This is a genomic window from Salinicoccus sesuvii, assembly GCF_042648145.1.
Taxonomy (GTDB): Bacteria; Bacillota; Bacilli; order Staphylococcales; family Salinicoccaceae; genus Salinicoccus; species Salinicoccus sesuvii.
In genome coordinates this window covers 268,392-290,392 of record NZ_JBHRWV010000007.1, presented here as the reverse complement: position 1 = coordinate 290,392, position 22,001 = coordinate 268,392, and the positions used below count along the sequence as shown (strand labels likewise).

Below are 22,001 nucleotides of genomic sequence, written 5' to 3'. Positions count from 1 at the left end.
AACATCCATATACATTATATCAAGCAAGGTGGATGACTTAAACATTGGTGGAAATCTACAAGTAAAGAATTCAAGGATTACATACGCGAGTGAAGTATACGAAAAAAGGCTCTGAATTTGCCAAGTACAATGCTAAAGACTACGAAAGCGACTAACTCACAGTACAGTGCGCCGTCGTATCTTATAATCTTGAGTTATGCTGCGTATTGAAAAAATGTTTAATAAATAGGTACGGGGCTATTATAAATACCCCAATTTGCATGAAAGTGCTTGGTACTGCTTTCAATTTTTTTACCATTGTATTTTTCTTGAATGCAATAAAAGGGAATAGTACTACGCAAATAGCGAAATAAATTGTGAGTATTAAGTACGGAAGTTTAAATATATTTTCTGATGTAAAATCATTTACGATATAGACGTAAAAACCGAAAATGGCTAAACCAATTATAATGGCTAAAAATCTGAAAAAGGTTTCACTAAAGTTCATTAATCAATACTCCTTTTTTATATCAAAACAGTTGATCAGACCATTGTCTCATCTATCGACGCAAAAAGAAAACACATAGCGAGGAAATCATTGAACTAATGGACGTAGTTGGACAGTTTTTAAATTACGCAGGCGATAAAAAATATCTAGATTATTTTGACAAATATCAATTGCTAATAGTTTAAAGTATTTTATACTAAATACATAAAGTTTTTTGTAGAGGTAATATTTTGTAATTAGGAGGAAATATAATGCATTTAGGTGTAATACTTAATCGTGTATTTAGAACCAAAGGAAATCCACTATTTGATTATGTAGAAAGTCATTCAGATGTAATAGATAAACTATATTTTATTTTACCTATAGAAGATCTGTCTGATGCGTCAGAAGTAAAGCAGAACTATTATTATGACGTAGTAAAAAGTTTTGTACATGTTTTAGAAAAGCATAATATACATCCTTACATCATCCCATACCAAAAGTTAGGTGAATTAGGTGATGAACTAGAGTTATCGCATATATTAGTTGCTAAAGATATTATGAGTTACCACAAGGAATCATACGATTTTAGGCATGTTAAATTGGCATTTCAAAAACATGAGATTGAAGTGATTGGGCAACGCGTGAACCACTATTTCCATCCTTCAACGACATTCAATAAACAAAAACAACCTTACCAAGTCTTTACTAGCTTCTACAAAGAAAACCGGGGGAAATTAAGTCACACCCCACGAAACAACTATCAATTTAAACAGTTAAGTCAATATGCTGAAAAAGGATCAAATCAAAGTGAACTCCAACTGAATACTAATAACGATATGGAGAAATCAGCGCGTAAGTCTTGGACTAGTTTTTTAAGTGATGACATATCAAATTATGACAAGTTGATTGAAGATGTATCACTAGATTTTGTCAGTGGTTTAAGTACATATTTAGCATATGGCTTGCTAGATATCCGTGAAGTAATAAATGATTTACTCGAGGGATATGAAAGTAATGAAAAAAATTATGAAGCTTATATCAGAGAGGTTATGTTCCGGGAGTTTTACTATATATTAATGACCCAATACCCGGAGACCGCAACTAAGTCATTTTCAAAAAAATACCGCAGCATGCAGTGGTCTTATAACAAATCACATTTTAAGGCGTGGCAAGAAGGGGAAACAGGATATCCTATTATCGATGCAGCCATGAAAAAATTAAAACATACTGGATACATGCACAACAGATTAAGATTGGTTGTTTCGCAATTTTTAACCAAGAATCTATTTATAGATTGGTCTTGGGGTGAAGATTACTTTAGAAAGTATCTAATAGATTACGATAATGCGTCCAATGTACACGGTTGGCAGTGGTCTGCATCTACAGGGACGGATGCAGTCCCATATTTTAGGATGTTTAATCCTATGCGTCAAAGTGAGCGATTTGATGCGCAAGGTCATTTTATTAGAAGTCAGCTATCAGTAATGAAGGATGTTTCTAACAAATATATTCACGACCCAACAAAAAATAAAGATAAACTTAAAGAAAATTTTAACATTGAAATTGGTAAAGATTATCCTGAAAAAATTGTAGATCACAAAGAAAGTAGAGATCACGTTATGAGTAAATTTAAACAATTTTAATTAGAACCAATGGTAATTTTTTTGTACTAGCGCTCGAACACGTAACGGTAAGCCGGAATTATGAACAAAAGTAATATGGCTAGAACCAGAAAAATATTGCTGTATAGTATGGATGAATTTTGTTGAACGAGAGGATTGAGTGCAAAATTCTGTGTTCCAGTGTTCAGTACTCTTCCTATAATTGCAGTGGCCGATGCATTTGCAATAAATATAATCATAGATACGAGACCCATTCCAATCCCTGACTGATCTTTTGATAAAGTTTGGGAAATGCTATTCATTATAGCAATCTGCATAAAAGACTGTCCCATCACGCCGAAAATGAGAAAGATGGCTATATACACAGGAGACAAACCAACTAAGGAAGATAGAGATAGGAGTCCGACTAGGAGGAAAAGAGAAGCTACATTAATAAGAAATGAATTTCCTTTCCTGTCAGCCAGTCCTCCTCCTTTGGCGCCTAGTGAGGCTGTAACTACTGCTGAAGGCAGCATGACTACACCAATCAAAGCAGGGGTCATTTGATTAACCGAGGCGAGTAGTTGCGGTATTATAAACGGAAATCCTGAACTGATGGTTGTTGCTGCGAATATTATAATAAGCCCTAATGAATAAGATTTATTTTTAAAAATTTCTGGGTGTATAAACGGTGCCGGTGTCTTATGAATGCGGTAAACAAATATTCCTAACAAACAGACACCAACCACAAATAACAACAATTTACCTTGTGTCAACGTAAGTAAAAAACAAGCGACTGTAGAAGCTAGAACAACACCACCTATAAAATCAATTCGTTTCGATTCTAGCTCTTTGTCGTTCAAAAATTTTTTGTATAGGGGTAAAGTAAAAAGCAACAAGGGGGGGATAACAAACAGTATTCTCCAATTAATTAAAGTTGTCATAAACCCCGCTATGATAGGACCCAGGGCTGTTCCTAACGCCAATCCTACAGCCACGATTCCTAAGGCACGGCCACGTTTCTCAGCTGAGAAGTATCGTACAGGTAGTATCATACCTAAAGCCGGAATAACACCAGCTCCTGTTGCTTGAATCACTCTTGCAATTATAATCATTTCGTAGTTGACTGATACAAGACCCAGAACCGAACCAAGTGTAAGTATTACTATGCCAAAAGTAAGTAATTTTATTATTGTATATTTGTCTGCTAGTTTCCCGTATATTACTGATGCAATAGCGTAAACGATTAAGTAGCTACTAGTAATCCAGCTGACCTGAGAAGGAAAGAGGGCGAACTCTTCGCTAATTGATGGTAGTGCTACATTGAACATCGTCGCATTCATAACGGAAATAATAAGTGTAAAAACCAATACATACATTAACCGTTCCTTTTTATCGTTCATATTATCTTTTGTGTTGACCATTCATTTCTCCTCCAATAACTAATAATGACTGTCAGTACTTACTGTCATTATAGATAAAAAATTAGGGCGTTAACGCCCTAGTAAAAGTATTTATGCTCTCGCTTATAAAAGTTTCTAAAGTTACTCCACCGAAGATCGTATTAGATGATAAATGGTTGAGAAAAGCACCATAATTCATCGCCATAAAGGTAAAAGCAAGATTTTCTGAGTCAGAACTTATGATTTTGTCTTTCTGGAACATCTCTTGAAAATAATTTGTTAGTTGTCCAAACAGAACCTCAGGTGGTTTTTGTAATTTTTCTCGTATTAAGGGGAGATTGTCTCCCTCTTTTATACTAATCATGATCATTTTACGATTACGGTCCATAATCTCATGATAAGTACGACTAATTAGCTGCAGATCTGATTTTAGTTCCCAGACAATCTTTTCTTCAAATATCAAAGATATATCATCTGTATAGTGGAATCGCTCGAAAGCCTTCTCAAGTAGGTTTTGTTTGCTACCAAAGTGCCTAAACAGTGTTTTTTCACTAACTCCGGCATTAGAAGCAATCTCCGCGGTAGTTACACTCTTGTAACCCCTATCAGAGAACAAATCAATCGCAATAACCATCAATTTGTCCGATGTATTTAATTTTTGGTCAACCAAACAATCACCTCAATTCTATTGATTGTCAGTGATCACTGACAATTACGTAGCTTTATTATCTCATGTTCTTGTAATATGTCAATAAAACTATTACATTATATATGAGAGTTGTGAATATCTTCAAAAGTTGTTTAATTAAAATTTTAGTCGAATGCAATAATACAGAAGCAAGCACATAAGAGAATGTTGTTGAAAAAAACGAGAAAACTCAGCCAATTGGTACAATGATAGTTCGAGAGAAGGATAGATTTTCTCAGAAGAGGCGCCAAAATCTATCAGTTCAATGATACAGAGAAGATCCATAATATACAATCAACCATGCAGAAGGCGATGAAGAAGTGTTTGGAAATACATCTAGCCACATTGAAGACATTGACATGAAAAGAATCCGGACTTCGATGATTCATTATTTGAAGGACCAGATAATATTACGGTTGTAGATGGTAAGTTGGAAGACACTATCGCGAACTAATTGGTTTGAGAGCTGGAAAACTCATCGTAGTGACGACATTATAGGGCTTTTACTGTTATAAAAACTTTTGCCTTCAGCAGCTGGTTTTAGCCCCCAGCAACTAAAACTAAACTTAATCTATAAAGTACGTTAAGAACACGCGGGAAACATTTCTATAAGCAGTAGCAATATATAACTGACATAGGGAACTCCCCATTTTTTAATAGTTCTACACTCAGATTTTCTTTTATTGATTGATAACATGAAGAAAGGAGCAATTCTATAGATACCTTTGTTTACGAAGGCGATATCGCACCTGTGGTTGTCGGAGCTGTGGCTTTAATAGTCGTATATTTCGCATTTGAATTATTTTTTTGGATAAGAAAACGGAAAATCACGTTCTATTCGGATATTCTAGCACCCGTCACGGTATTTATTCTTTCTATAATACTCGCTTATCTAGTTCGATCTATACAAGAATGGTCGTACTTATTACCCTTAGTTTTTTTAGTTGGTAGTATTCCTGTCACACTCTTCTTAACGCTCACTAAATTAGGAATATTCTTCATTAAAAAAGAAAGATAAAGACATTATGCAAATTTGCATCATGTCTTTATTTTAGAAACTACTATATTGAGAGTTCTTACATTGTAGTTCTCAAGCGATAAGCATCACGCCGTTACTTATTTTTCATACGTTCTTTCATCAATTGGTGACGTTCCTGCCCTTTGATGATTCTTTTGTTTTCCAAGTATCGCCCATAATAAGCCTCTGAGATAACACCATCATCAATTGCCTTCTTAACAGCACACCCTGGCTCGTGGGAATGCGTACAGTCCCGAAATTTACAATCTTGAGCGAATTCCTGTATCTCTGAAAAAAGTATGTTCTCATCCACTTGGTGAGCTGCACTGATCGTTTTGAACCCGGGTGTATCAATAATATAAGCATCCAGTTCATCGTTATAAAGCATTCTTGTACTTGTGGTAGTATGCTTGCCCTTGCCATCCACACGCACATCTTGAGTATTTTGGTCTTCTTTGGCAAAGAGGGTATTAAAGAGTGTTGATTTTCCGACTCCAGAAGCACCGAGAAGTATAGATACGGTCTTATTTTCAACAAGTGCCTTGAATTTATCTATGCTATTTTCATCAAATTGTGACAGGAGCAATATGTCCATATTTGGGTAGTATTTTAGTATTTCGTTACGGATCTCGTCTGCTTTATCTTCGAAGTCTGATTTGGTGATGATCACACTCAGTTCAATATCTTCTTTTTTGAAGGTTAGAATATATCTCTCCAGTTTCCCAATAGTGAACCTTTGATCTGCTGCGATTAAGATAAATACCGAATCTACGTTTGTAGCTAATATCTGCTCGTCTTTTCTTTCGTGGAATGCTTTTAGTGCTGTACTCGATTCTTTAGACACGAGCGTATTACGTTCTAAAACTTTCGTAATATCTAACGTATCATCCATCGTAGCGACCTGAACAAAATCACCAACAAACACTTCATTGCTTGCGATCTGATTGACTGCCGTAATTTTACTGTAAATACTGTCTTTAAAGTATACGTCGTAATAATATCCGTTCTTTTCTATCACTCTTGCGACCTCATTTGCTTCTAAAGCATGATTTACACAATACTCTTTAATGCCATAATCCATCCATTCACCGTTCCCTTTTATTTTGAGTATAAAGGTAAAAATTATACCTTATGGCAATTATACACAAATATATAGGGCGCAATCACTATCAATTTTAAGTAATTTTCTAAAATGTCAGTTAGTCTTAGCGAGCTAAGGCTCTTTTCTATGTAAGATATAAGTGCTTTAAAGCGAATGATTTATACAAGAACTATTTGTTTCGATCAAGTACAATATCAAAGCGCATATTGAATTGAATGCTTGCCCTGAGAAGTACTTTAACTTATTTTTAGATAACACGTTAGTAGAATGCTCCATCCATAAACGATCATTGCTTATTCTGAAGGTAGAAATGAATGGTACGTAGGGTAGAAGTGCTTGTAAATATGCACTGTCACCAATTTCATAGTGCCAATGTTTTAGTGATGTTTTATAATTGCATAAAAGTTGATCATCTAATAAGGGTGGAAGTAATGGACAATAAGTTTTCAATTGGCGAGATGGCCAAACTACATAATACAACAATCAAGACGCTTCACCATTACCATAAAATTGACCTTTTAGTTCCGATCTACACAGATCAGAACAACGGTTATCGCTACTATTCGACTGAGCAATTTGAACAGTTGAATACTATTACTTATTTAAAAGAACTAGGCTTTTCATTAAGAGAGATCAAACAGCACTTGGAACATAGAGATATAGATGGTTTTCTACTGCTACTTGAAGAACAAAAACTTTTTGCTGAGCAAAAAATAAAGGAATTGGAACGCACTGCACGGAGGGTTGACGATCGAATAACAAATATCCGATATGCAAGGAAGATAGAAGCGCTGATGACGCCACTTACTAAAACGTTGGAAACAAGGCAGATAATCAAACTTGCTGGAAAAATTAGTTCAGAACCAGATTTGGAGATAAACTTAAGACATTTAGAAAACCAGGCAAATTTAAGTGCTTCTCTGTTCATTGGAGGGGTCGGTCTTACAGTAAGCATGCACGATATACTGAATGACAAATTCAATGAATATAATTCAATATTTATTCTAGATGAAGATAGAGATGCCGATACCTCTTTATCTGACGTTTTACCAGGAGGTAAATATGCTTGTGTCTATTACAACGGAAGCCACAGCCATTCATATCATCCCTATAAACAGTTATTAGAGTACATTCATGAGAACAATTATAAAATCACCGGGGATGCTGTAGAGAGGACCATCATTAATCAATATATATCTTCGCAGGAAGAAGATTATTTAACAGAGTTCCAGATTCCAATAGAGAGTTGACCTTCCTCTTACGGGAGGGTCTATATTTTAGTAGGAAACTGAATTAAAGGAGTAATGACAATGTTTGGAACACTGTTTAATGTTGGGATGATACTAGTAGGATGCTTGATCGGGAGTATGTTAAAGAAAGGGTTGAAGGATGAATATCATCAGATTCTCATGCAGGCGATGGGGCTTGTGGCGCTCGGTTTAGGAATAGATGCGCTCGTTCAACATCTGCCCGACAGCAAATATCCCGTCCTTTTTATCGTAAGTTTGGCAATAGGTGGTGTAATCGGTCAAAAAATGCAGCTGGAGTCAAAGTTCAATAAATTGGTCAATAAATACTCGAAGGGCAATTTAGCTGAAGGACTAGCGACTGCAATACTATTGTTTTGTATTGGGACACTATCAATTTTAGGCCCTATCGAAGCTGCTTTAAACGGTGACTATACGTACCTTCTGGCTAACGGAATGCTGGATGGTATTACATCGATTGTTCTAGCATCGACGTTTGGAATCGGCATTGCTATTTCAGGAATTGTTTTATTCCTTTGGCAAGGGTCCATCTATGCGATAGCAACTTTTATCGGTAGCGCCCTTAATCCAGATCTTTTAAATGAAATTACAATTATTGGTGGAATGTTGATCATGGCATCAGGTTTTGGCATTTTAGGTATCAAAAAATTCAACACGTTAAATCTGCTCCCGTCTTTGCTGGTGCCGGTAATTGTATTTGGATTTATCCATCTGTTTAGTTTATAGAAATGACTTTATTTGATTGGATTAAGAAAGTATTAACTAGATTGCATATTCAACTGGTTGAAGCCTATTAAAATATAAAGGGATAGATGATGCAACTAGATTGGCATCTTCTATCCCTTTGTATTATGATGACTGCTTATAAGTGATGATATATAAACTAGGTTTCGATTATTTTCTAAAATGTCGATTCTATGTACTCTTTTTGAATTATAGACATTATTATTTCATCAGAAAAACTTCCATTATAGTATAGGGATTCTCTTAAAACGCCTTCTTTCTTGAATCCTAACTTCTCGTAAGCTCTAATTCCTCGGTTATTGTGACTAAACACTTCCAACTGCAAGCGATTCAACTTAAGTTCTTCAAAAACAAATTTTAAGACAAGTTGAGTGGCTTCTGTACCCAAACCTTTTCCGGTGAGCTCAATAGCACTCATTGAAATTCTAAAGCCAGCTTTGCGACTATTCTCATCAATTTCTAAAATTGATAATTCTCCAATCATTTGACTATTTTCATTTAGACAGATAGCAAAATCATAACGTGATGTATCTTCTTTTGAGTGTCTGATATGTTGTTGGATTTGCTCTAAAGTAAATGATCCTTTTGTACCGGTCATGTATCGAATCTCTTGATTTTCAGTAGTAGTTAAAATTTTTCGGGCATCCGATTCTTCTAATGAACGCAGATAGATTCTGTCAGTTTTTAATTCCATAGCTATTCCCCTCAGTAGATAATATTATACAATGTTTATATTATCATAGAAAAAAACTATTCATAAAATATACTTTTGCAAACAAAGCTGCTAAAAATCAAACTTCTTTACCGTTTGATAAAGTATACTTTTTAAGCTAGAAATAGAGAGAAGACATGACGACACATAAAACCAAAAGGAATGTTTAGTTGATCGTGAAAAGATAAAGAAATTTCTAGAAGATGTGCAATATGATGAATAGTGCAACAAGCATTAAAAGGAAATTAATTTTACTATTCAAAAACGATATGTCTTTATTGAAGACTTAGCGCTTTATGAAGCTTTTTTCGTGGTATAGGTGATTGCGGAATTTCGATTTGAAATAGCACCGTTGAGAGTTAAAGAGCTGTCCATAAACATCTTTTATGATTTTGAAAAAGGAATGCAGCACGACAGGTACATCTGCATTAAAGACCGGCAGAAACTGTAAGACATGCGATTTGTTGTGCAGCCAAAGGCGACATGATTCTATTTACGGACAAGGGGTATGAAGACACCATGTTTATCGGCAGCTGTTATTATCCTCATGGTGATAAAGGAGTTGTCCTCGAACAATTAAACCTTTAAAAAGAGCTGATGGAAGAACTGAATAGAGAAAATAAGTCTTTGTATTTTGGTTGAACAATACTTTTGGAACTTTTCAATGGGCGGGCACTGGTTGCAAATTGGGCATGGTGATATTTGTAGCGTTCAGTAAAGAGGAGATTTCGGGACCATCTTCTAATAATTACCAAGACCCGGCTCACACTAGCCTATGACTTAGTGAATGATTGTAGTCACGTTTAACTGGAGCACTGTTCAACGGTATAAAGACCTCTCCAATCATCGTTAAGATTGGGGAGGTCTTATGAATTTATAGCGTGTCTAAGATTAGTTAAGCACAATCAGTGCCTTCCTGCTTTCGTTCTTCTTTTTTCAATTATAAGAAGTCCTATTAACAATGCCACTGTAGCTAAAACATAAGCAACGATATTAATATAGTCCCATATGAATAGGACCAGCACAACAAACATCAACAACGCAATCAATATATTGTATCTACTAAAAATCATATGGCCATCGCTCCTTTTAGTTTTAAGTTCAATCGACATGCATTATGCAACGGTGCTGTTTTAGCTCGGTGTTATATCGAAAACTTCATATGCTGTTTTGTCTTCTTATAATAACCCAATCGATCTTCGAGCGTACCGGTATGCAGTTCCAATTTATGACCATCCGGGTCAGCGAAGTAGATAGACTTCCTGTCTTCTTCATCTCGCTCTCTTCCTTTAAGTATGTTAACTGCTTTTGATTCGAGCCACTGAAACCATTCGTCAAAATCCGATTCGCTAATGCTGAATGCCATGTGGGTGTACGAATACTGGATTTCGTTTCTAGGTATGTCTTTCTCTTCATTTAATGCAATCCAAAGGCCACCGATCTCCAGATACGCGGTTGTACGCCCTTCAGTTAGTAATTGTCCTTTCATTACATCCCGGTAGAATGCGATGGAGTCGCTGAGATTCGAGACAGAATAGCAGACGTGATTGATGGAATGAATCATTAGATGACTCCTTTAATAGTAAAATGTGGGTACTTATACAGTACTCTTCCTGCATACATATACCATTTCACTGCTTGACTCTGATAACTCCTCTTTCTTCCAAGAACTGTATACCTCTACTATTTCATATCCATTTTGCTTAAGAAGCCTTTGCATCTCAAGTGGATAAACATAACGGAGTGATATTCGGTCCGTTTCTAGATAAGTATCGGTACCATTATCCCGTATTTCACGCGTCGTAGAGCAGTGCAATACTTGGGTTAATGCATTGTATGTTTCAGTAGTATGCTCTGTAACAACTCTTCCAAGATTGTCTATGTAAATTTCTTTAGTTGTGTAGATTTCGGCAAGGTCCTTTAAATTTGGGAATCTGGTGTTAAATATGAAAACACCACCATAATTTAGATGGTTCCATATAGCCTTTAACAAGGCATCCTGAGATTCGTTAGTTAAAAAATGTTGGAAAGAATTGCCGGTCATAAATAACATATTGGATTTAATTTCAAGTGCAAGTTTTGTGCAATCTTGTCTAATCCATTCAATGGGCAGATGCTTCGCTTCTGATTTACTTTTTGCCAGTTCCAACATCTCCTCATGAATATCAACACCGATAAGCCGGTGTCCGTGCTCGGCCAATGGAAGGGTGACTCTGCCAGTGCCGCATGCCAAGTCGACGATAATGCCCCCTTGAACCTTGGCCCACTCAGAAAGAAGGGGAACGTCGATTAGGTAATGTTGGTAAGTATCATCATATGCTTTTGGGTCTACGTATTTTTCCAGGTTATCCATAAAGATATCAGTGTTCAATTTTCACATCTCCTATCCTTCCAAACTTTTACAATAGTATGCTAGTATAAATATACTTGAATTTTTAAATAATTGATAGCTTCTTACTTAAACTCCTATCGCCGGTTTTATCAAATAATGAGAGAGGGGGTGCACCATTAATATATTCGCTTTAATTAGTTTGGTTGGACTATTCTCAATTGTACTCATTCCACTTATATTAAAGAAGGTTAAAACAGACGAAGAAAAGCGGAGCGCGAGGAAAATTCTCTATATTTTACTTGCGGTCATCATCGCTATCATCATATTCAGGATGAGTCTGATCACAGCGTTCATTATCGGTTTTATGGCCATTATTTTTGTTGAAAGAAATAACTATACAAAGAAGCAACTGATTATTTCTACAACTGTTGTGGTGCTTTTGCTCGTTACAACATACTTCATATTGGGAACAAATTCAGCTTTCTTTCAAGACCGTTAAACATTGAGAGCATAAAGTATTTCACAGTGCGTATCCACAGTGAATGTTGCGTATAGAAATTGTAAGGATGGGCACAGTATGTTTAAAAAGGAAGTTGAACTATTTGAATTTCCCACAAGCCTCGGCTTAAGAAAAAAACGTCATGAAATAAGTCCAGGCGTAAAAGACTTGCCCGACTGGTTAAGAACCTTGGGATTTTACCAAGGTATGAACATATATGATACTTTTCACTTGGCTGCCCCTAAGTATCTGATGGACTTTAACGAGACAACAGGCTTATTAAATGCGGATCATGCTATTCAATACGCAAAGGAACAAGCGTTTATTTTACATAAGCAGTTACATAACGATTATTTCAAGTTGATTATTGGGGGAGATTGTAGCGTGCTGATAGGCACGAGTCTTGCTTTGAAGCAAAAAGGCACATATGCACTGTTCTTCCTAGATGGACATACGGATTATATTCCTTCGGAGTGTTCTCAAACAGGGGGCATTGCAGGAATGGATCTGGCTGTGGTTTCAGAGTACGGGGAGGAGAATTTAACGAACATATCAGGGTTAAAACCATACTTTGAAGAAGATTATATCTATTGTGTTGGTAATCGTGAGCTTACACCTTCCTACGTTGCGCCAATACTAAATACCAACATAAACTATTATGATTTAAATGAGACACGCTCTACTGGTACAACCAGTATTACTCAATCATTTCTTCAGATGGCCGAAGATAATGCTCTCGATGGCTTTTTTATACACTTGGATGTAGATGTATTAAGTGATGAAATCATGCCTGCCGTAGATAGTAGGGCCGAGGGCGGACTTACTTACCGAGAACTTGCCAGGTTGATTCGTCCACTCATATATCATCCGCGTTGCACGGGTTTAGAGATTACTACCTTAGATCCTTCTTTAGATACGACGGGTGAGATTACTAGAAGGTTCATCAAATTTTTTTATGATTTATAAAGCTGCTCTGCGATTTAAGGGATAAACGTGTTCTGAAAGAGGGGATTACGTAATGTTTAATACGAAACGATTAATTATTCGACCGCATTAAGAAAAAGATTTGCATGATGTTTACGAAATCTATAGTGAAAAGGACGTGTGCAAGTATTTGTTGCACTCAGAGTGGACTCCTAAAAACAGACAAGAAGAGTTTAACAAAAAGCTGAAAAATCATTCCCTCACGCAAAGCGATACTCTGAGTCTCGCAGTAGTCTGCGAAGGAAAAGTAATTGGTGATTTATCAGCTTGGTATATCAATATGAAAAATACGATGGAAATTGGCTATAGCTTCTCAGCTATATCTGGTGGAAAAGGATACGCAACCGAAGCAGTTGGTAGTCTAGTCAAATATCTGTTCGATGAATACGATGTCCACCGTATTCAAGCCACACTGGATGCAAGAAATGGGGCTTCCCAAAAATTATGTGAGCGTATAGGAATGCGGAAGGAAGCGCACTTTATACAGGACTACTGGAACAAAAATGAGTGGACGGACAGTATGGTTTACGGAATATTAAATTCCGAGCATAGGCAAAAGTAGGGGTGTATCCCGAGTGTTCCTACGTAAATTAGATATCTTTCTTGTCTAAAACACTTAGCTTCATTCATGTATTGGCAATGTTTCTTCTAGAACTGTTTCACTGTTTGAAGAATTGATACATTTCTTCGTAGGTCTCATCCGGTGCTTCTTCCGCTAAAAAGTGGCCACACTCTATGCCACGGCCTTTGACGTCATCCGCCCAATCACCCCAGATCGACAGTACATCATACCACTCTGGCAATTCACCTTGTGCACTCCAAAGCGCAAGTACAGGGCAGCTGATCTTTTTGACCCCGCGATCCGCTTCATCCAGTTCATAATCGACGGTGGCACCTGCACGGTAATCTTCACACATAGCGTGGATGGTAGCCGGCTGTCTGATGCAACGAAAATATTCTGCAAATGCTTCAGGATGGAATATGGATCTATCACCGCGAAAATAGAAGTTGTCTGGGTTCTCACCAATCATACGCTCTGGCAGATCGTATGGCTGTGCCATAAAGAACCACCCCCAAAACTTTGTAGCGAAGTCCTTACCAGTGCGTCTGAATGCTTCTCCAGTGGGAATGATATCGAGCACCCCAAGCTTTGTCACGACATCAGGGAAGTCCAGTGCCAATCTATACGCACAACGCGCACCTCTGTCATGTCCAGCGACTGCGAACTGTTCGTATCCGAGTGTCTTCATCACCGCAATCTGGTCCCTAGCCATAGCACGTTTCGAGTAGGGAGTGTGATCCTTTGTCGTTTCGGGTTTTGAACTATCCCCATAGCCTCTCAAGTCTGGCACGACCACTGTGAATTCCTTAGCCAGAAGCGGGGCGATACGATGCCACATTACATGGGTTTGAGGGTGGCCATGCAATAGAAGCAGTGGCGGACCTTCGCCACCATATCGGAGTCTGATTTCCACTTCCCCAGTGTCTACTGTTTTCGTTTTAAAATTCTCAAGCAGCATATTCTCTCTCCTTAACTTTCACATTTAGGATGTATATACCCTGACCGGGAACAGTAAGAAACATTTAGCAACTACAGGTGAAATCCTCCTTTTAGAAGTATTCTATTGCGAGTTGATTACGAAGTGAGGTGAAAAGTATGGAAAAAGTTTCTCAAAGTGTATTGAATCAAATCAAAATAGGGGTAGATACACTAATAGAGATAATGAATACATTAGAAGAGTCTGATCTCCAAATGAGGCCAACAGCGGGTAAATTTTCGATTGGTGAGCTGCTTGAACACATTGCCTTAATCTGTGAAGCGGATTGGCGGATTTTAAACGGTGCCACACAACAAGATATGCAAACGTTCTACGATCGTTTTTCTCTGACAAGTCTAATCACAATCAAGAAAGTGCTACAAAGCAACTATGAGACTTTAGAGAGGCATTATTTAGGGTTGTCTAACGCACAACTTTTTGAGGAAACTTCTGCATATTGGGGCGTGACTTATACGCGATATGAATGGCTACTGGAAATCCTCGCCCACATTACGCACCACAGAGGGCAACTGCATGCCATGCTAGTGCACTGTTACAAGAAAGATCTCAATATGATGCTCTTTGAATAGTAAACAGGCAGATATGGAAATTAACGTATTATAAAGTGCAGCTTTTGATTCGACTTGCGGAATAAGTGTTCAATCTAATGCATGCTTCGCATTTAATATCTAATGGGAGAGTGACGAATGAAAAACATACTGATTACAGGTGCTTCAGGACGCATTGGTACAAACGTGGCGGAATATCTTAAGAGTAAGCATCATCTGACTTTAGCCGATATACAAGACGAATCGGCTACTGACTCAAAAAGTGATGGAGTAGACACTGTACGCTTAGATATAACCGACATTGAAGCTTGTCGTGAAGCGATGAAAGACATGGATATCGTTATACACCTTGCAGGTGATCCCTCACCGGAGGCAGATTTTGAATCGGTAATGCACATCAATATTGAGGGCACCTATAATGTGTTCAGAGCTGCCCAAGAGGCAGGTATAGAGCGGGTGGTTTTTGCGAGTAGTGTGCATGCAGTAAAAGGGTATCCAGAAGATGCGCAACCGAATCCAGATATGCCGGTGCGACCATTGAACCTGTACGGAGCAAGCAAGGTTTCTGGGGAAGCATTTGCCTCGTACTTCGCCTATCAGGAGAACTTGCCGATCATTGCTCTTAGGATTGGTGGGTATGATGCAGTGGCTCTGACGGACGGCAATCTAAGCGCAAGCAATATGAGCATCTATCTGAGTCCAAGGGATATGAATCATCTGATGGAACAGTGTATCTTGACGCCGATGATCAATCCTTTATAAACCCATTGATGATGCATTTGAGAAATGCGGGTATACATTTGATGGTTGAATAAACTGTAATGAATATAGAAACGCCTACAGAGATTAGAATTCAGAACTGGTTTCTGTAGGCGCTTTATTTAATCTTCATGGTCCAGGCGTAGATTCATTTACATTTGATTATCTGTAGATATTAGGTTTCTGCGAATAAAGTTAGCAGTTACAGGCTCCATGTCCATTTCTCGTGCCCAGATGGAGAGCTGACCCATATGATGGATTTCGTGAGCAATTACGTGATGAAGTATTTCAATGCGTGTAAATTCTTCTTCATCCCATGGGACAGATACAATCCTATCTTCAGTTTCCTTCAAATCGACGTCTAGATGATCCGCAACTTCTTTTCTTAATCTATCCGACAGTTCTTTTACTTTTTCGAGGCTATTGTAGTCTTCGAAGTTGTACATGATATCTTCCTTACCTCGGATACTGCGAATCCAGCTCTGCTCCACATCGATAATATGGAATAAGGTATATAATATGCTACCCGGACCTCCAGTTCGATTTTCCTTCAATATCTCATCAGAAAGATGACTGCACCGATCCATCCACTCATCTCTGACCTGCCAGTTATACTTGAAAAAATGAATCATTAAATCCCTCCCGTCCATCTCCATTATACTCAAATTTACTCACTAGAGAATCAATAAGCAATGAGACGAGTTGCAACTCAGCCGATAGGCATAAGGGTATCCAAGTCGCCTCAATTGATAATGTACGTTCATCCTGCTATAATTGTTTAACGTTGGACAACAAATGTCCGGTTTATATGAAGGAGAGTGATGGGAATGAAGATGAAGACAGGGGTCGAACAGTCAGTTTATGCTGCATTGCTTTTGAATTTGCTGCCGGAGGGTGCGGTGCTCCATAGCGATGAGATCAGCAAACAAATCGGGGCTTCACCGACATATTTCCAGAAACTCCTGAGAAAGATGGCCGGTGCAGAGCTGATCACTTCGGTTTCAGGAACGAAAGGCGGCTTCAAGCTGAAGCGAGACCCTGAATCGATTCGCGTCTATGATATATACGTCGCCATCGAGGGACAGCAGTCCATCTATACGCCGAGCGGCATTTTAGGAGATATGCTGGCGCTGGAAGGGGACGAACGCTGCTGCTTCCTTGGAAACCTGATGACGGAGGCGGAGACATCATGGCAGTCCGTGTTAAAACGCGAGACCATCGCGTCTCTGACCGAGAAAATACAGTCGGATGAATACAAAGAACAGTTGAACGTACTTGAGAGTTGGCTGGATGAGAAAATGGTTATCTAGCAGTACGTATTTCAATAGTACACAGTGGAATCAAATATATGAAAGAAGTGAAGTACAATGATAGTCGGATTGGATCGAATCAATGAATTGGCAAATAAACAGAAATGGCAAGGACTGACGGAGGCGGAAAGAGCTGAACAGATGCAGCTGCGTGAAGATTACATGCGCCAATTCCGTGGACAAGTGCTGGACACTTTCGCGAACTTGACAGTCATAGATCCAGAGGGTAACGATGTCACACCAGAAAAACTAAAAAGAGAACAGCAGATCAACAACCTATTCAACCAATAATTTAAATATAAAGGATGTTTCAAATGAGACTCAGTGTACTGGACCAAGCACCTGTAACTAAAGGCAATACAGGCGTCGATGCGCTTAAAAATTCAGAGGAGCTGGCGGTATTGGCTGATGAACTGGGCTACCACCGTATGTGGATGGCCGAACATCACGGCATCAATTCCGTTGTCAGTTCAGCACCGGAAATTACGGCAGCACGGCTGGCTTCAAAAACTGAAAATCTGCGAATCGGAACGGGTGGTGTGATGATGATGCATTATTCTCCGCTCAAGATGGCAGAAGTGTTCAAGACGTTGAGTGCGTTCTCACCTGGCAGAATCGACTTTGGTGTGGGGCGTGCTCCGGGTGGAGATGGTAATGCGATTTATGCATTATCTGAAGGAATGAGACCCGGCATGGACAATATGTATGAGAAATTCCAGATTGCGATACAGTTGATCGGTGATGAGCAACCGGAAGGTCGTCTCTATGGAACGACACCGGCGGTACCAGAAGGTGTCACACTGCCTGAAGCATGGATGCTTGGATCGAGCGGCAACAGTGCAATAGAAACAGCCAAGATGGGGGCTGGCTATTCATTCGCGCAGTTTTTCAATGGCCAGCTCAGCAAAGGTATCCTTGATGCATACAGGGATAACTTCAAACCATCCACACTGATGGAAAAGCCTGAGATTAAGGTCTGCTACATGGTGACAGTGGCGGAAACGAAAGAAGAAGCAGAATATCAGGCACTCCCGCAAGACATTTCAGGACTCTGGCTGTCCCAAGGCAAGATCGGCCAATCGCTCACACCGGAAGAAGCAAAAGACTATCCGCTTACAGAGATGGATAAGATCAAAATTCAGCAAAGAAGGCCGATGCATATCGTCGGTACTGCCAAGGAAGTTGCGGATACGCTCAGGGCAGAGCAGGAGAAATACGGCTTCGATGAGGCGATGATCGTCAGCATTCCACATGCACAGGAAACACGACTTAATGTATACAGGCTGCTTGCGAAAGAATTACTGCAGTAAAGATAGGGATCGGGATAATAAATTATCCCGATCTTTTTATTTATATAGAAAAACAGCCCGACCACGATGTAGAATATGAGAGAGAGTCAAAAGACAAAAGAGGTTGATTCACATGCAGCAGATACAGCTCGAGAGATATGCAGATGATTTTCTTAAAAAAGCATTTCATATGCCACTCGGCATACGTATTCGGGTTTCGAAACGGATGAAATCAAAACTTGGGGCATTCCATATAAAATATGTTAGAGGTCATAAAGAGCCACAAGACATGGAAATCGTCATGTCCAATGAATTCATCGAGAATAATTCAGAAGATATCGTCTTGGATGTTTTATACCACGAATGTGTCCATTATGCTCTGTTTGTCACTGGTCAGCCGTATAGGGATTCCGATCCTGTATTCATTAGGACACTAGAACGCCTAGGTATCTCCAAAACGCGCACACATATGTATAAAGGTCAAAGTCACATCTATGAATGCAGGAAATGCAAATATCAATTCAGTAAAAATGTGAAAGGGTACGAGAAGCGGTACATCTGTCGCAGATGCCGTGGCAAGTTTAAGTATCTCGGTGTGACTACGCGCTTTTCAACTAATACAAGATGATTCCGCTTAGTACCGGCTTATAAACTCAACCCCTGCTGACAACACGCTATAAACTTCTAAAGGAAAAGAACTTCATTCGAAGTTCTTTTTTATATTTAAAATCACCTTACATAGCCACTTTCGATGCAAGCATGGTGTCGGGGGAGACTATTTCGTTGAATCTAAGCGGCAGTCACATTATTTCTCGTTCGTTTTTTTGATTTCATCCAAATAGCTGTATACCGTCACTCTGGATATGCCAAGCTTTTCAGCTACCTTATCGACTGATCCTTTGATCAAGAAAATTCCCTTCTCATCCATGAATGCGATGAGCTTGATTTTCTCTTTTCTCTTCATGCCTTCTGGTCTGGCGTTGGCAATAATCCGGTCAATAAGATCATCAGCGATCTCGACGATGTTTTCGGTAGGTTCGGTGTTGTCTTCTGTACGTTCTTCACTTACTTCCTGCGTTCCCCCTACAAAATCATCCAAGAACGCTTTGAAATGAATCATGTTCTCCAAATCGTAGTTGACGCACAGTGCACCGATCACTTTATTATTCGAATCCCTGACTAGGGCAGTGGAGGACTTTATTTCCTTTCCTTCATGGGTCTTGATTTTGTAGCCAGCCAAGTAATCATTTTCAAACTCACTGGACAGCAGTACTTGTTTTATCAAGTGGTCGAATGGTTGGCCGACTTGTCTGCCTGTCACATGATTATTAACAGCATAAACAACGGAGTTTTGGGGCACCGTCAAATCATGAATGACCACCTCACAGTTCTTTCCGAAAGTCTTGGCAATCAGATCGGCGATGGGTATATATCTCTTTAACTCTTTGTTATCCATTTAAATGAAAGTTCCTCTCTAAAATTCTCTTATATATTTAAGGGGTTGAAGTGTTAATGTATAATAAATTATTAATTAGTTGACTATTGTATAATTTATTATATAATTTTGATGTAAACTGTATTTTCTGATTATTAGTATTTTATATAATCATTTATATGTCTTTAAAAGTGTACCCTTAATGACTTCACATTACCATGACCAATAATTGATTGCCATTCGCTTGAATCATCGGTCTTAAGCATCAAGCTATAGACGAGATTATATGTTTCTATTACTTCCATATAAAGTTTAAAGGGGTGTTTATGATGAATTACTATGAACTGGATACACCGGCATTGTTGATTGATCGAGAAATAATGATGAATAATCTACACTTCATGCAGAATTACGCCAATGAACATAAAGTGCATTTACGTCCCCATACTAAAACGCATAAAATGCCGCAGCTTGCCAAAATACAGGAAGACCTTGGTGCCACCGGTGTTACGGTCGCTAAGGTCGGCGAAGCTGAAGTCATGGCTGAGGATGGCTTGAAGGACATCTTTATCGCTAATGAGATTGTCGGCAAATTTAAACTTCAAAGAATCAGGAAACTCGCTGAAACCATCGACATCTCATTTGGTATAGACAACACATATCAAGTGGATGAAATTGAAGCGGTGTTTGAAGGTGCAGAGAAAAAAGCACAGGTACTTATTGAGATTGAAGTTGGAGAACAGCGCTCAGGCGTTATTGAAGAAGAAGATTTCAAGGCTTTACTAGACCACGTAAAGACATGCAGCAATGTTGAACTCAAAGGGATATTCTCACATGATGGTCATTCCTATAAGGCGGAAGACATCGAAGCGTGCAAAAAGCTCTATCTTGAAAGTGTGGACCGTACATTGCATTTTGGAAAAATAGCGAAAGAAATGGGAATGACACCTGAGGTCATCAGTATAGGTTCAACACCGCCATTTATGCTTAACTTTGATATTCCCGAAGGTGTTACTGAGATCAGACCGGGCACCTACATTCTGATGGATGCGTCGCAAGCAAACGTCATTGGCACATATGACCGATGTGCAGCATCAGTGCTCACGACAATTATCAGTAAACCAACCCATGAACGGGTAATTACGGATGTTGGTGCAAAAGGAATCACAGCCCAGACGAGAAGCAAAGGCCATACGACAACAAAAGGGCTTGGGCGTATAAAGGAATTCGAAGATGTTTATATCGATGGCGTCTTCGATGAGCATGCAATTATATATAATACCGAATTCCACGATCAAGTGAATATCGGAGATAAGGTCCAAATCATTCCAAACCATATTTGCCCGGTGTGTAACTTGTATGAGAAGGCGTATCTACTTTCTGGGGGAGAAGTTGTCGAAGAAATCCCGGTGGCTGGCCGGGCGAAACTGCAGTAAATGTTCCACCCTTTAAGACCATCAGTTTAACTAACAAATGACTCGTGGATTTTTTTATTATTTCGTTTGTCAAAATAAGCTAGACAGTTTTTTCTCACCCATGTAACTCAAAAAGACTTCCAATGGTGTTCGATCGTTTAACGATTTTCTTGGAATATGGTTCTCCTGGCGGCAACGGATGAAATAAAAGTTTAGTCGACCGTGTTGAAATCCATGCCTTTAGGCAGTCCATCCTTTCTGAGTAGTACGTTGGGATGGTGTTCCCGTGTCGGCAAAGTAGATGGACAGATCGTTCTGATTGCTCATTATTCCCAGCCGTCGTTCTCGTCGAGTGTGGTGTCATCGAGATTGATACCTGTAGCTTCCTCGACACTATACGTTTTGACATCTACGTCTTTAAGCCGTTCTTTGACGATTTGTGCGTCGATGGCGTCTTCCAGCACCTCGATCTCTTTATCCATACGCCCTCACCCTTCTCGGTTTTATTTGATTATAACACGGCTGAGGGGATTTAATGGATTTCTGTCCGCCGGGTGCCATGTTTACCGCTTTCTTTTCACTAAAAATGTATTACAATGTGTTACAAGATAGGAACACTCAAACAGAAAGGGATTGATGCTGATGGGTACAATCACGGTATGTATGAACAAGGATGAGCAGGAAGCGTTTGAGACGTATGCGAAACTCCGGGGCATACCTCTGTCCACCGTTATGAAGCAGACGCTTGAAGAAAAATAGAGGACGAATTTGACCTCGAGGTGCTTAAATCCTACGAAGCCGACGTCAAAAATGATGATGTGACTCTTTACGATCATGATGACGTGAAGCAGATGCTTGGTTTATAG

The 22,001-nt window shown here is 38.9% G+C and carries 24 protein-coding genes and 2 pseudogenes; 14 read left to right on the top strand and 12 right to left on the bottom strand.

Annotation, left to right across the window (positions count from 1 at the left end; translation table 11 throughout):
- Window positions 1-738 precede the first annotated feature (738 nt).
- On the top strand, window positions 739-2,112 hold the full coding sequence (locus ACFOJ8_RS07275; protein ID WP_380654613.1) for a cryptochrome/photolyase family protein: 1,374 nt from the start codon (window positions 739-741) through the stop codon (window positions 2,110-2,112).
- A gap of 26 nt (window positions 2,113-2,138) precedes the next feature.
- Here the strand turns inward: ACFOJ8_RS07275 and ACFOJ8_RS07270 are convergent, their stop codons facing one another.
- From ACFOJ8_RS07270 to rsgA, 3 genes are all read right to left on the bottom strand, one after another.
- Window positions 2,139-3,494 (bottom strand): MFS transporter, encoded by a 1,356-nt coding sequence (locus tag ACFOJ8_RS07270; protein WP_380654611.1) that lies wholly within the window; start codon window positions 3,492-3,494, stop codon window positions 2,139-2,141.
- A 61-nt stretch (window positions 3,495-3,555) separates the two neighbouring features.
- Window positions 3,556-4,143: a TetR/AcrR family transcriptional regulator gene (locus tag ACFOJ8_RS07265; protein WP_380654609.1), complete on the bottom strand. Its 588-nt coding sequence runs from the start codon at window positions 4,141-4,143 to the stop codon at window positions 3,556-3,558.
- Between the two features lie 1,130 nt (window positions 4,144-5,273).
- Window positions 5,274-6,260 (bottom strand): ribosome small subunit-dependent GTPase A, encoded by a 987-nt coding sequence (gene rsgA, locus ACFOJ8_RS07260; protein WP_380654606.1) that lies wholly within the window; start codon window positions 6,258-6,260, stop codon window positions 5,274-5,276.
- Window positions 6,261-6,595: 335 nt separating this feature from the next.
- On the opposite strand from rsgA, the gene ACFOJ8_RS07255 reads away from it, so the two are divergent.
- Window positions 6,596-7,531: a MerR family transcriptional regulator gene (locus ACFOJ8_RS07255; protein ID WP_380654603.1), complete on the top strand. Its 936-nt coding sequence runs from the start codon at window positions 6,596-6,598 to the stop codon at window positions 7,529-7,531.
- A 60-nt stretch (window positions 7,532-7,591) separates the two neighbouring features.
- Window positions 7,592-8,275 carry a DUF554 domain-containing protein gene (locus ACFOJ8_RS07250; protein ID WP_380654601.1) on the top strand — a complete coding sequence of 228 codons (684 nt, stop codon included), beginning with the start codon at window positions 7,592-7,594 and terminating at the stop codon, window positions 8,273-8,275.
- 175 nt (window positions 8,276-8,450) lie between these two features.
- Here the strand turns inward: ACFOJ8_RS07250 and ACFOJ8_RS07245 are convergent, their stop codons facing one another.
- The 4 genes from ACFOJ8_RS07245 to ACFOJ8_RS07230 form a co-directional block, all read right to left on the bottom strand.
- Window positions 8,451-8,987, bottom strand: a complete 537-nt coding sequence (locus ACFOJ8_RS07245; protein ID WP_380654598.1) for a GNAT family N-acetyltransferase — start codon at window positions 8,985-8,987, stop codon at window positions 8,451-8,453.
- 923 nt (window positions 8,988-9,910) lie between these two features.
- Window positions 9,911-10,078 (bottom strand): hypothetical protein, encoded by a 168-nt coding sequence (locus ACFOJ8_RS07240; protein ID WP_380659909.1) that lies wholly within the window; start codon window positions 10,076-10,078, stop codon window positions 9,911-9,913.
- Between the two features lie 71 nt (window positions 10,079-10,149).
- On the bottom strand, window positions 10,150-10,569 hold the full coding sequence (fosB, locus tag ACFOJ8_RS07235; protein WP_380654595.1) for a metallothiol transferase FosB: 420 nt from the start codon (window positions 10,567-10,569) through the stop codon (window positions 10,150-10,152).
- A 33-nt stretch (window positions 10,570-10,602) separates the two neighbouring features.
- A complete protein-coding gene (locus tag ACFOJ8_RS07230) occupies window positions 10,603-11,376 on the bottom strand; it encodes a class I SAM-dependent methyltransferase (RefSeq protein ID WP_380654592.1) in 774 nt (257 codons plus the stop codon).
- A gap of 160 nt (window positions 11,377-11,536) precedes the next feature.
- On the opposite strand from ACFOJ8_RS07230, the gene ACFOJ8_RS07225 reads away from it, so the two are divergent.
- The 3 genes from ACFOJ8_RS07225 (at window position 11,537) to ACFOJ8_RS07215 (ending at window position 13,382) form a co-directional block, all read left to right on the top strand.
- A complete protein-coding gene (locus ACFOJ8_RS07225) occupies window positions 11,537-11,836 on the top strand; it encodes a hypothetical protein (RefSeq protein ID WP_380654589.1) in 300 nt (99 codons plus the stop codon).
- A gap of 78 nt (window positions 11,837-11,914) precedes the next feature.
- On the top strand, window positions 11,915-12,802 hold the full coding sequence (locus tag ACFOJ8_RS07220; protein ID WP_380654586.1) for an arginase family protein: 888 nt from the start codon (window positions 11,915-11,917) through the stop codon (window positions 12,800-12,802).
- 100 nt (window positions 12,803-12,902) lie between these two features.
- The gene (locus ACFOJ8_RS07215) at window positions 12,903-13,382 is read left to right on the top strand and encodes a GNAT family N-acetyltransferase (RefSeq protein ID WP_380654583.1); all 480 of its coding nucleotides are present in this window, start codon (window positions 12,903-12,905) and stop codon (window positions 13,380-13,382) included.
- 97 nt (window positions 13,383-13,479) lie between these two features.
- On the opposite strand, the gene ACFOJ8_RS07210 is transcribed toward ACFOJ8_RS07215, so the two are convergent.
- Complete coding sequence (locus tag ACFOJ8_RS07210) at window positions 13,480-14,340, bottom strand: alpha/beta fold hydrolase (protein WP_380654580.1); 861 nt, start codon at window positions 14,338-14,340, stop codon at window positions 13,480-13,482.
- A 137-nt stretch (window positions 14,341-14,477) separates the two neighbouring features.
- Here ACFOJ8_RS07210 and ACFOJ8_RS07205 point away from each other — a divergent pair, with 137 nt between their 5' ends.
- The gene (locus ACFOJ8_RS07205) at window positions 14,478-14,948 is read left to right on the top strand and encodes a DinB family protein (RefSeq protein ID WP_380654577.1); all 471 of its coding nucleotides are present in this window, start codon (window positions 14,478-14,480) and stop codon (window positions 14,946-14,948) included.
- 117 nt (window positions 14,949-15,065) lie between these two features.
- A complete protein-coding gene (locus ACFOJ8_RS07200) occupies window positions 15,066-15,689 on the top strand; it encodes an NAD-dependent epimerase/dehydratase family protein (protein WP_380654574.1) in 624 nt (207 codons plus the stop codon).
- A 149-nt stretch (window positions 15,690-15,838) separates the two neighbouring features.
- Here the strand turns inward: ACFOJ8_RS07200 and ACFOJ8_RS07195 are convergent, their stop codons facing one another.
- On the bottom strand, window positions 15,839-16,318 hold the full coding sequence (locus ACFOJ8_RS07195) for a DinB family protein (RefSeq protein ID WP_380654571.1): 480 nt from the start codon (window positions 16,316-16,318) through the stop codon (window positions 15,839-15,841).
- 195 nt (window positions 16,319-16,513) lie between these two features.
- Between ACFOJ8_RS07195 and ACFOJ8_RS07190 the strand changes: the two genes are divergently transcribed.
- The 4 genes from ACFOJ8_RS07190 (at window position 16,514) to ACFOJ8_RS07175 (ending at window position 18,913) form a co-directional block, all read left to right on the top strand.
- Window positions 16,514-16,996: an RrF2 family transcriptional regulator gene (locus ACFOJ8_RS07190; protein ID WP_380654568.1), complete on the top strand. Its 483-nt coding sequence runs from the start codon at window positions 16,514-16,516 to the stop codon at window positions 16,994-16,996.
- A gap of 57 nt (window positions 16,997-17,053) precedes the next feature.
- Entirely contained in the window at window positions 17,054-17,287 is a 234-nt protein-coding gene (locus ACFOJ8_RS07185) for a DUF896 domain-containing protein (RefSeq protein WP_380654565.1), read from the top strand.
- Between the two features lie 23 nt (window positions 17,288-17,310).
- Entirely contained in the window at window positions 17,311-18,306 is a 996-nt protein-coding gene (locus ACFOJ8_RS07180) for an LLM class flavin-dependent oxidoreductase (RefSeq protein WP_380654562.1), read from the top strand.
- A gap of 112 nt (window positions 18,307-18,418) precedes the next feature.
- Window positions 18,419-18,913 (top strand): SprT-like domain-containing protein, encoded by a 495-nt coding sequence (locus ACFOJ8_RS07175; RefSeq protein WP_380654559.1) that lies wholly within the window; start codon window positions 18,419-18,421, stop codon window positions 18,911-18,913.
- A gap of 177 nt (window positions 18,914-19,090) precedes the next feature.
- On the opposite strand, the gene ACFOJ8_RS07170 is transcribed toward ACFOJ8_RS07175, so the two are convergent.
- Window positions 19,091-19,741, bottom strand: coding sequence for a helix-turn-helix transcriptional regulator (locus ACFOJ8_RS07170; protein ID WP_380654556.1), 651 nt, complete (start codon window positions 19,739-19,741; stop codon window positions 19,091-19,093).
- A 308-nt stretch (window positions 19,742-20,049) separates the two neighbouring features.
- Between ACFOJ8_RS07170 and ACFOJ8_RS07165 the strand changes: the two genes are divergently transcribed.
- Complete coding sequence (locus tag ACFOJ8_RS07165; RefSeq protein WP_380654554.1) at window positions 20,050-21,156, top strand: D-TA family PLP-dependent enzyme; 1,107 nt, start codon at window positions 20,050-20,052, stop codon at window positions 21,154-21,156.
- 69 nt (window positions 21,157-21,225) lie between these two features.
- On the opposite strand, the pseudogene ACFOJ8_RS07160 reads toward ACFOJ8_RS07165, so the two are convergent.
- Both ACFOJ8_RS07160 and ACFOJ8_RS07155 read right to left on the bottom strand, forming a co-directional pair.
- A pseudogene (locus tag ACFOJ8_RS07160) lies at window positions 21,226-21,462 on the bottom strand (IS30 family transposase); the annotation flags it as partial.
- Window positions 21,462-21,617: a hypothetical protein gene (locus tag ACFOJ8_RS07155; RefSeq protein WP_380654552.1), complete on the bottom strand. Its 156-nt coding sequence runs from the start codon at window positions 21,615-21,617 to the stop codon at window positions 21,462-21,464. The gene ACFOJ8_RS07155 and the pseudogene ACFOJ8_RS07160, both read right to left, overlap by 1 nt.
- A gap of 154 nt (window positions 21,618-21,771) precedes the next feature.
- On the opposite strand from ACFOJ8_RS07155, the pseudogene relB reads away from it, so the two are divergent.
- A pseudogene (gene relB, locus ACFOJ8_RS07150) lies at window positions 21,772-22,001 on the top strand (type II toxin-antitoxin system RelB family antitoxin).

Bases quoted from the DNA above. Each gene is read 5' to 3' on its own strand.
- ACFOJ8_RS07275 (WP_380654613.1), top strand. From the start codon at position 739: ATGCATTTAGGTGTAATACTTAATCGTGTATTTAGAACCAAAGGAAAT.
- ACFOJ8_RS07270 (WP_380654611.1), bottom strand. From the start codon at position 3,494: ATGGTCAACACAAAAGATAATATGAACGATAAAAAGGAACGGTTAATG.
- rsgA (WP_380654606.1), bottom strand. From the start codon at position 6,260: ATGGATTATGGCATTAAAGAGTATTGTGTAAATCATGCTTTAGAAGCA.
- ACFOJ8_RS07255 (WP_380654603.1), top strand. From the start codon at position 6,596: ATGGTACGTAGGGTAGAAGTGCTTGTAAATATGCACTGTCACCAATTT.
- ACFOJ8_RS07250 (WP_380654601.1), top strand. From the start codon at position 7,592: ATGTTTGGAACACTGTTTAATGTTGGGATGATACTAGTAGGATGCTTG.
- ACFOJ8_RS07245 (WP_380654598.1), bottom strand. From the start codon at position 8,987: ATGGAATTAAAAACTGACAGAATCTATCTGCGTTCATTAGAAGAATCG.
- ACFOJ8_RS07240 (WP_380659909.1), bottom strand. From the start codon at position 10,078: ATGATTTTTAGTAGATACAATATATTGATTGCGTTGTTGATGTTTGTT.
- fosB (WP_380654595.1), bottom strand. From the start codon at position 10,569: ATGATTCATTCCATCAATCACGTCTGCTATTCTGTCTCGAATCTCAGC.
- ACFOJ8_RS07220 (WP_380654586.1), top strand. From the start codon at position 11,915: ATGTTTAAAAAGGAAGTTGAACTATTTGAATTTCCCACAAGCCTCGGC.
- ACFOJ8_RS07210 (WP_380654580.1), bottom strand. From the start codon at position 14,340: ATGCTGCTTGAGAATTTTAAAACGAAAACAGTAGACACTGGGGAAGTG.
- ACFOJ8_RS07205 (WP_380654577.1), top strand. From the start codon at position 14,478: ATGGAAAAAGTTTCTCAAAGTGTATTGAATCAAATCAAAATAGGGGTA.
- ACFOJ8_RS07200 (WP_380654574.1), top strand. From the start codon at position 15,066: ATGAAAAACATACTGATTACAGGTGCTTCAGGACGCATTGGTACAAAC.
- ACFOJ8_RS07195 (WP_380654571.1), bottom strand. From the start codon at position 16,318: ATGATTCATTTTTTCAAGTATAACTGGCAGGTCAGAGATGAGTGGATG.
- ACFOJ8_RS07190 (WP_380654568.1), top strand. From the start codon at position 16,514: ATGAAGATGAAGACAGGGGTCGAACAGTCAGTTTATGCTGCATTGCTT.
- ACFOJ8_RS07185 (WP_380654565.1), top strand. From the start codon at position 17,054: ATGATAGTCGGATTGGATCGAATCAATGAATTGGCAAATAAACAGAAA.
- ACFOJ8_RS07180 (WP_380654562.1), top strand. From the start codon at position 17,311: ATGAGACTCAGTGTACTGGACCAAGCACCTGTAACTAAAGGCAATACA.
- ACFOJ8_RS07175 (WP_380654559.1), top strand. From the start codon at position 18,419: ATGCAGCAGATACAGCTCGAGAGATATGCAGATGATTTTCTTAAAAAA.
- ACFOJ8_RS07170 (WP_380654556.1), bottom strand. From the start codon at position 19,741: ATGGATAACAAAGAGTTAAAGAGATATATACCCATCGCCGATCTGATT.
- ACFOJ8_RS07165 (WP_380654554.1), top strand. From the start codon at position 20,050: ATGAATTACTATGAACTGGATACACCGGCATTGTTGATTGATCGAGAA.
- ACFOJ8_RS07155 (WP_380654552.1), bottom strand. From the start codon at position 21,617: ATGGATAAAGAGATCGAGGTGCTGGAAGACGCCATCGACGCACAAATC.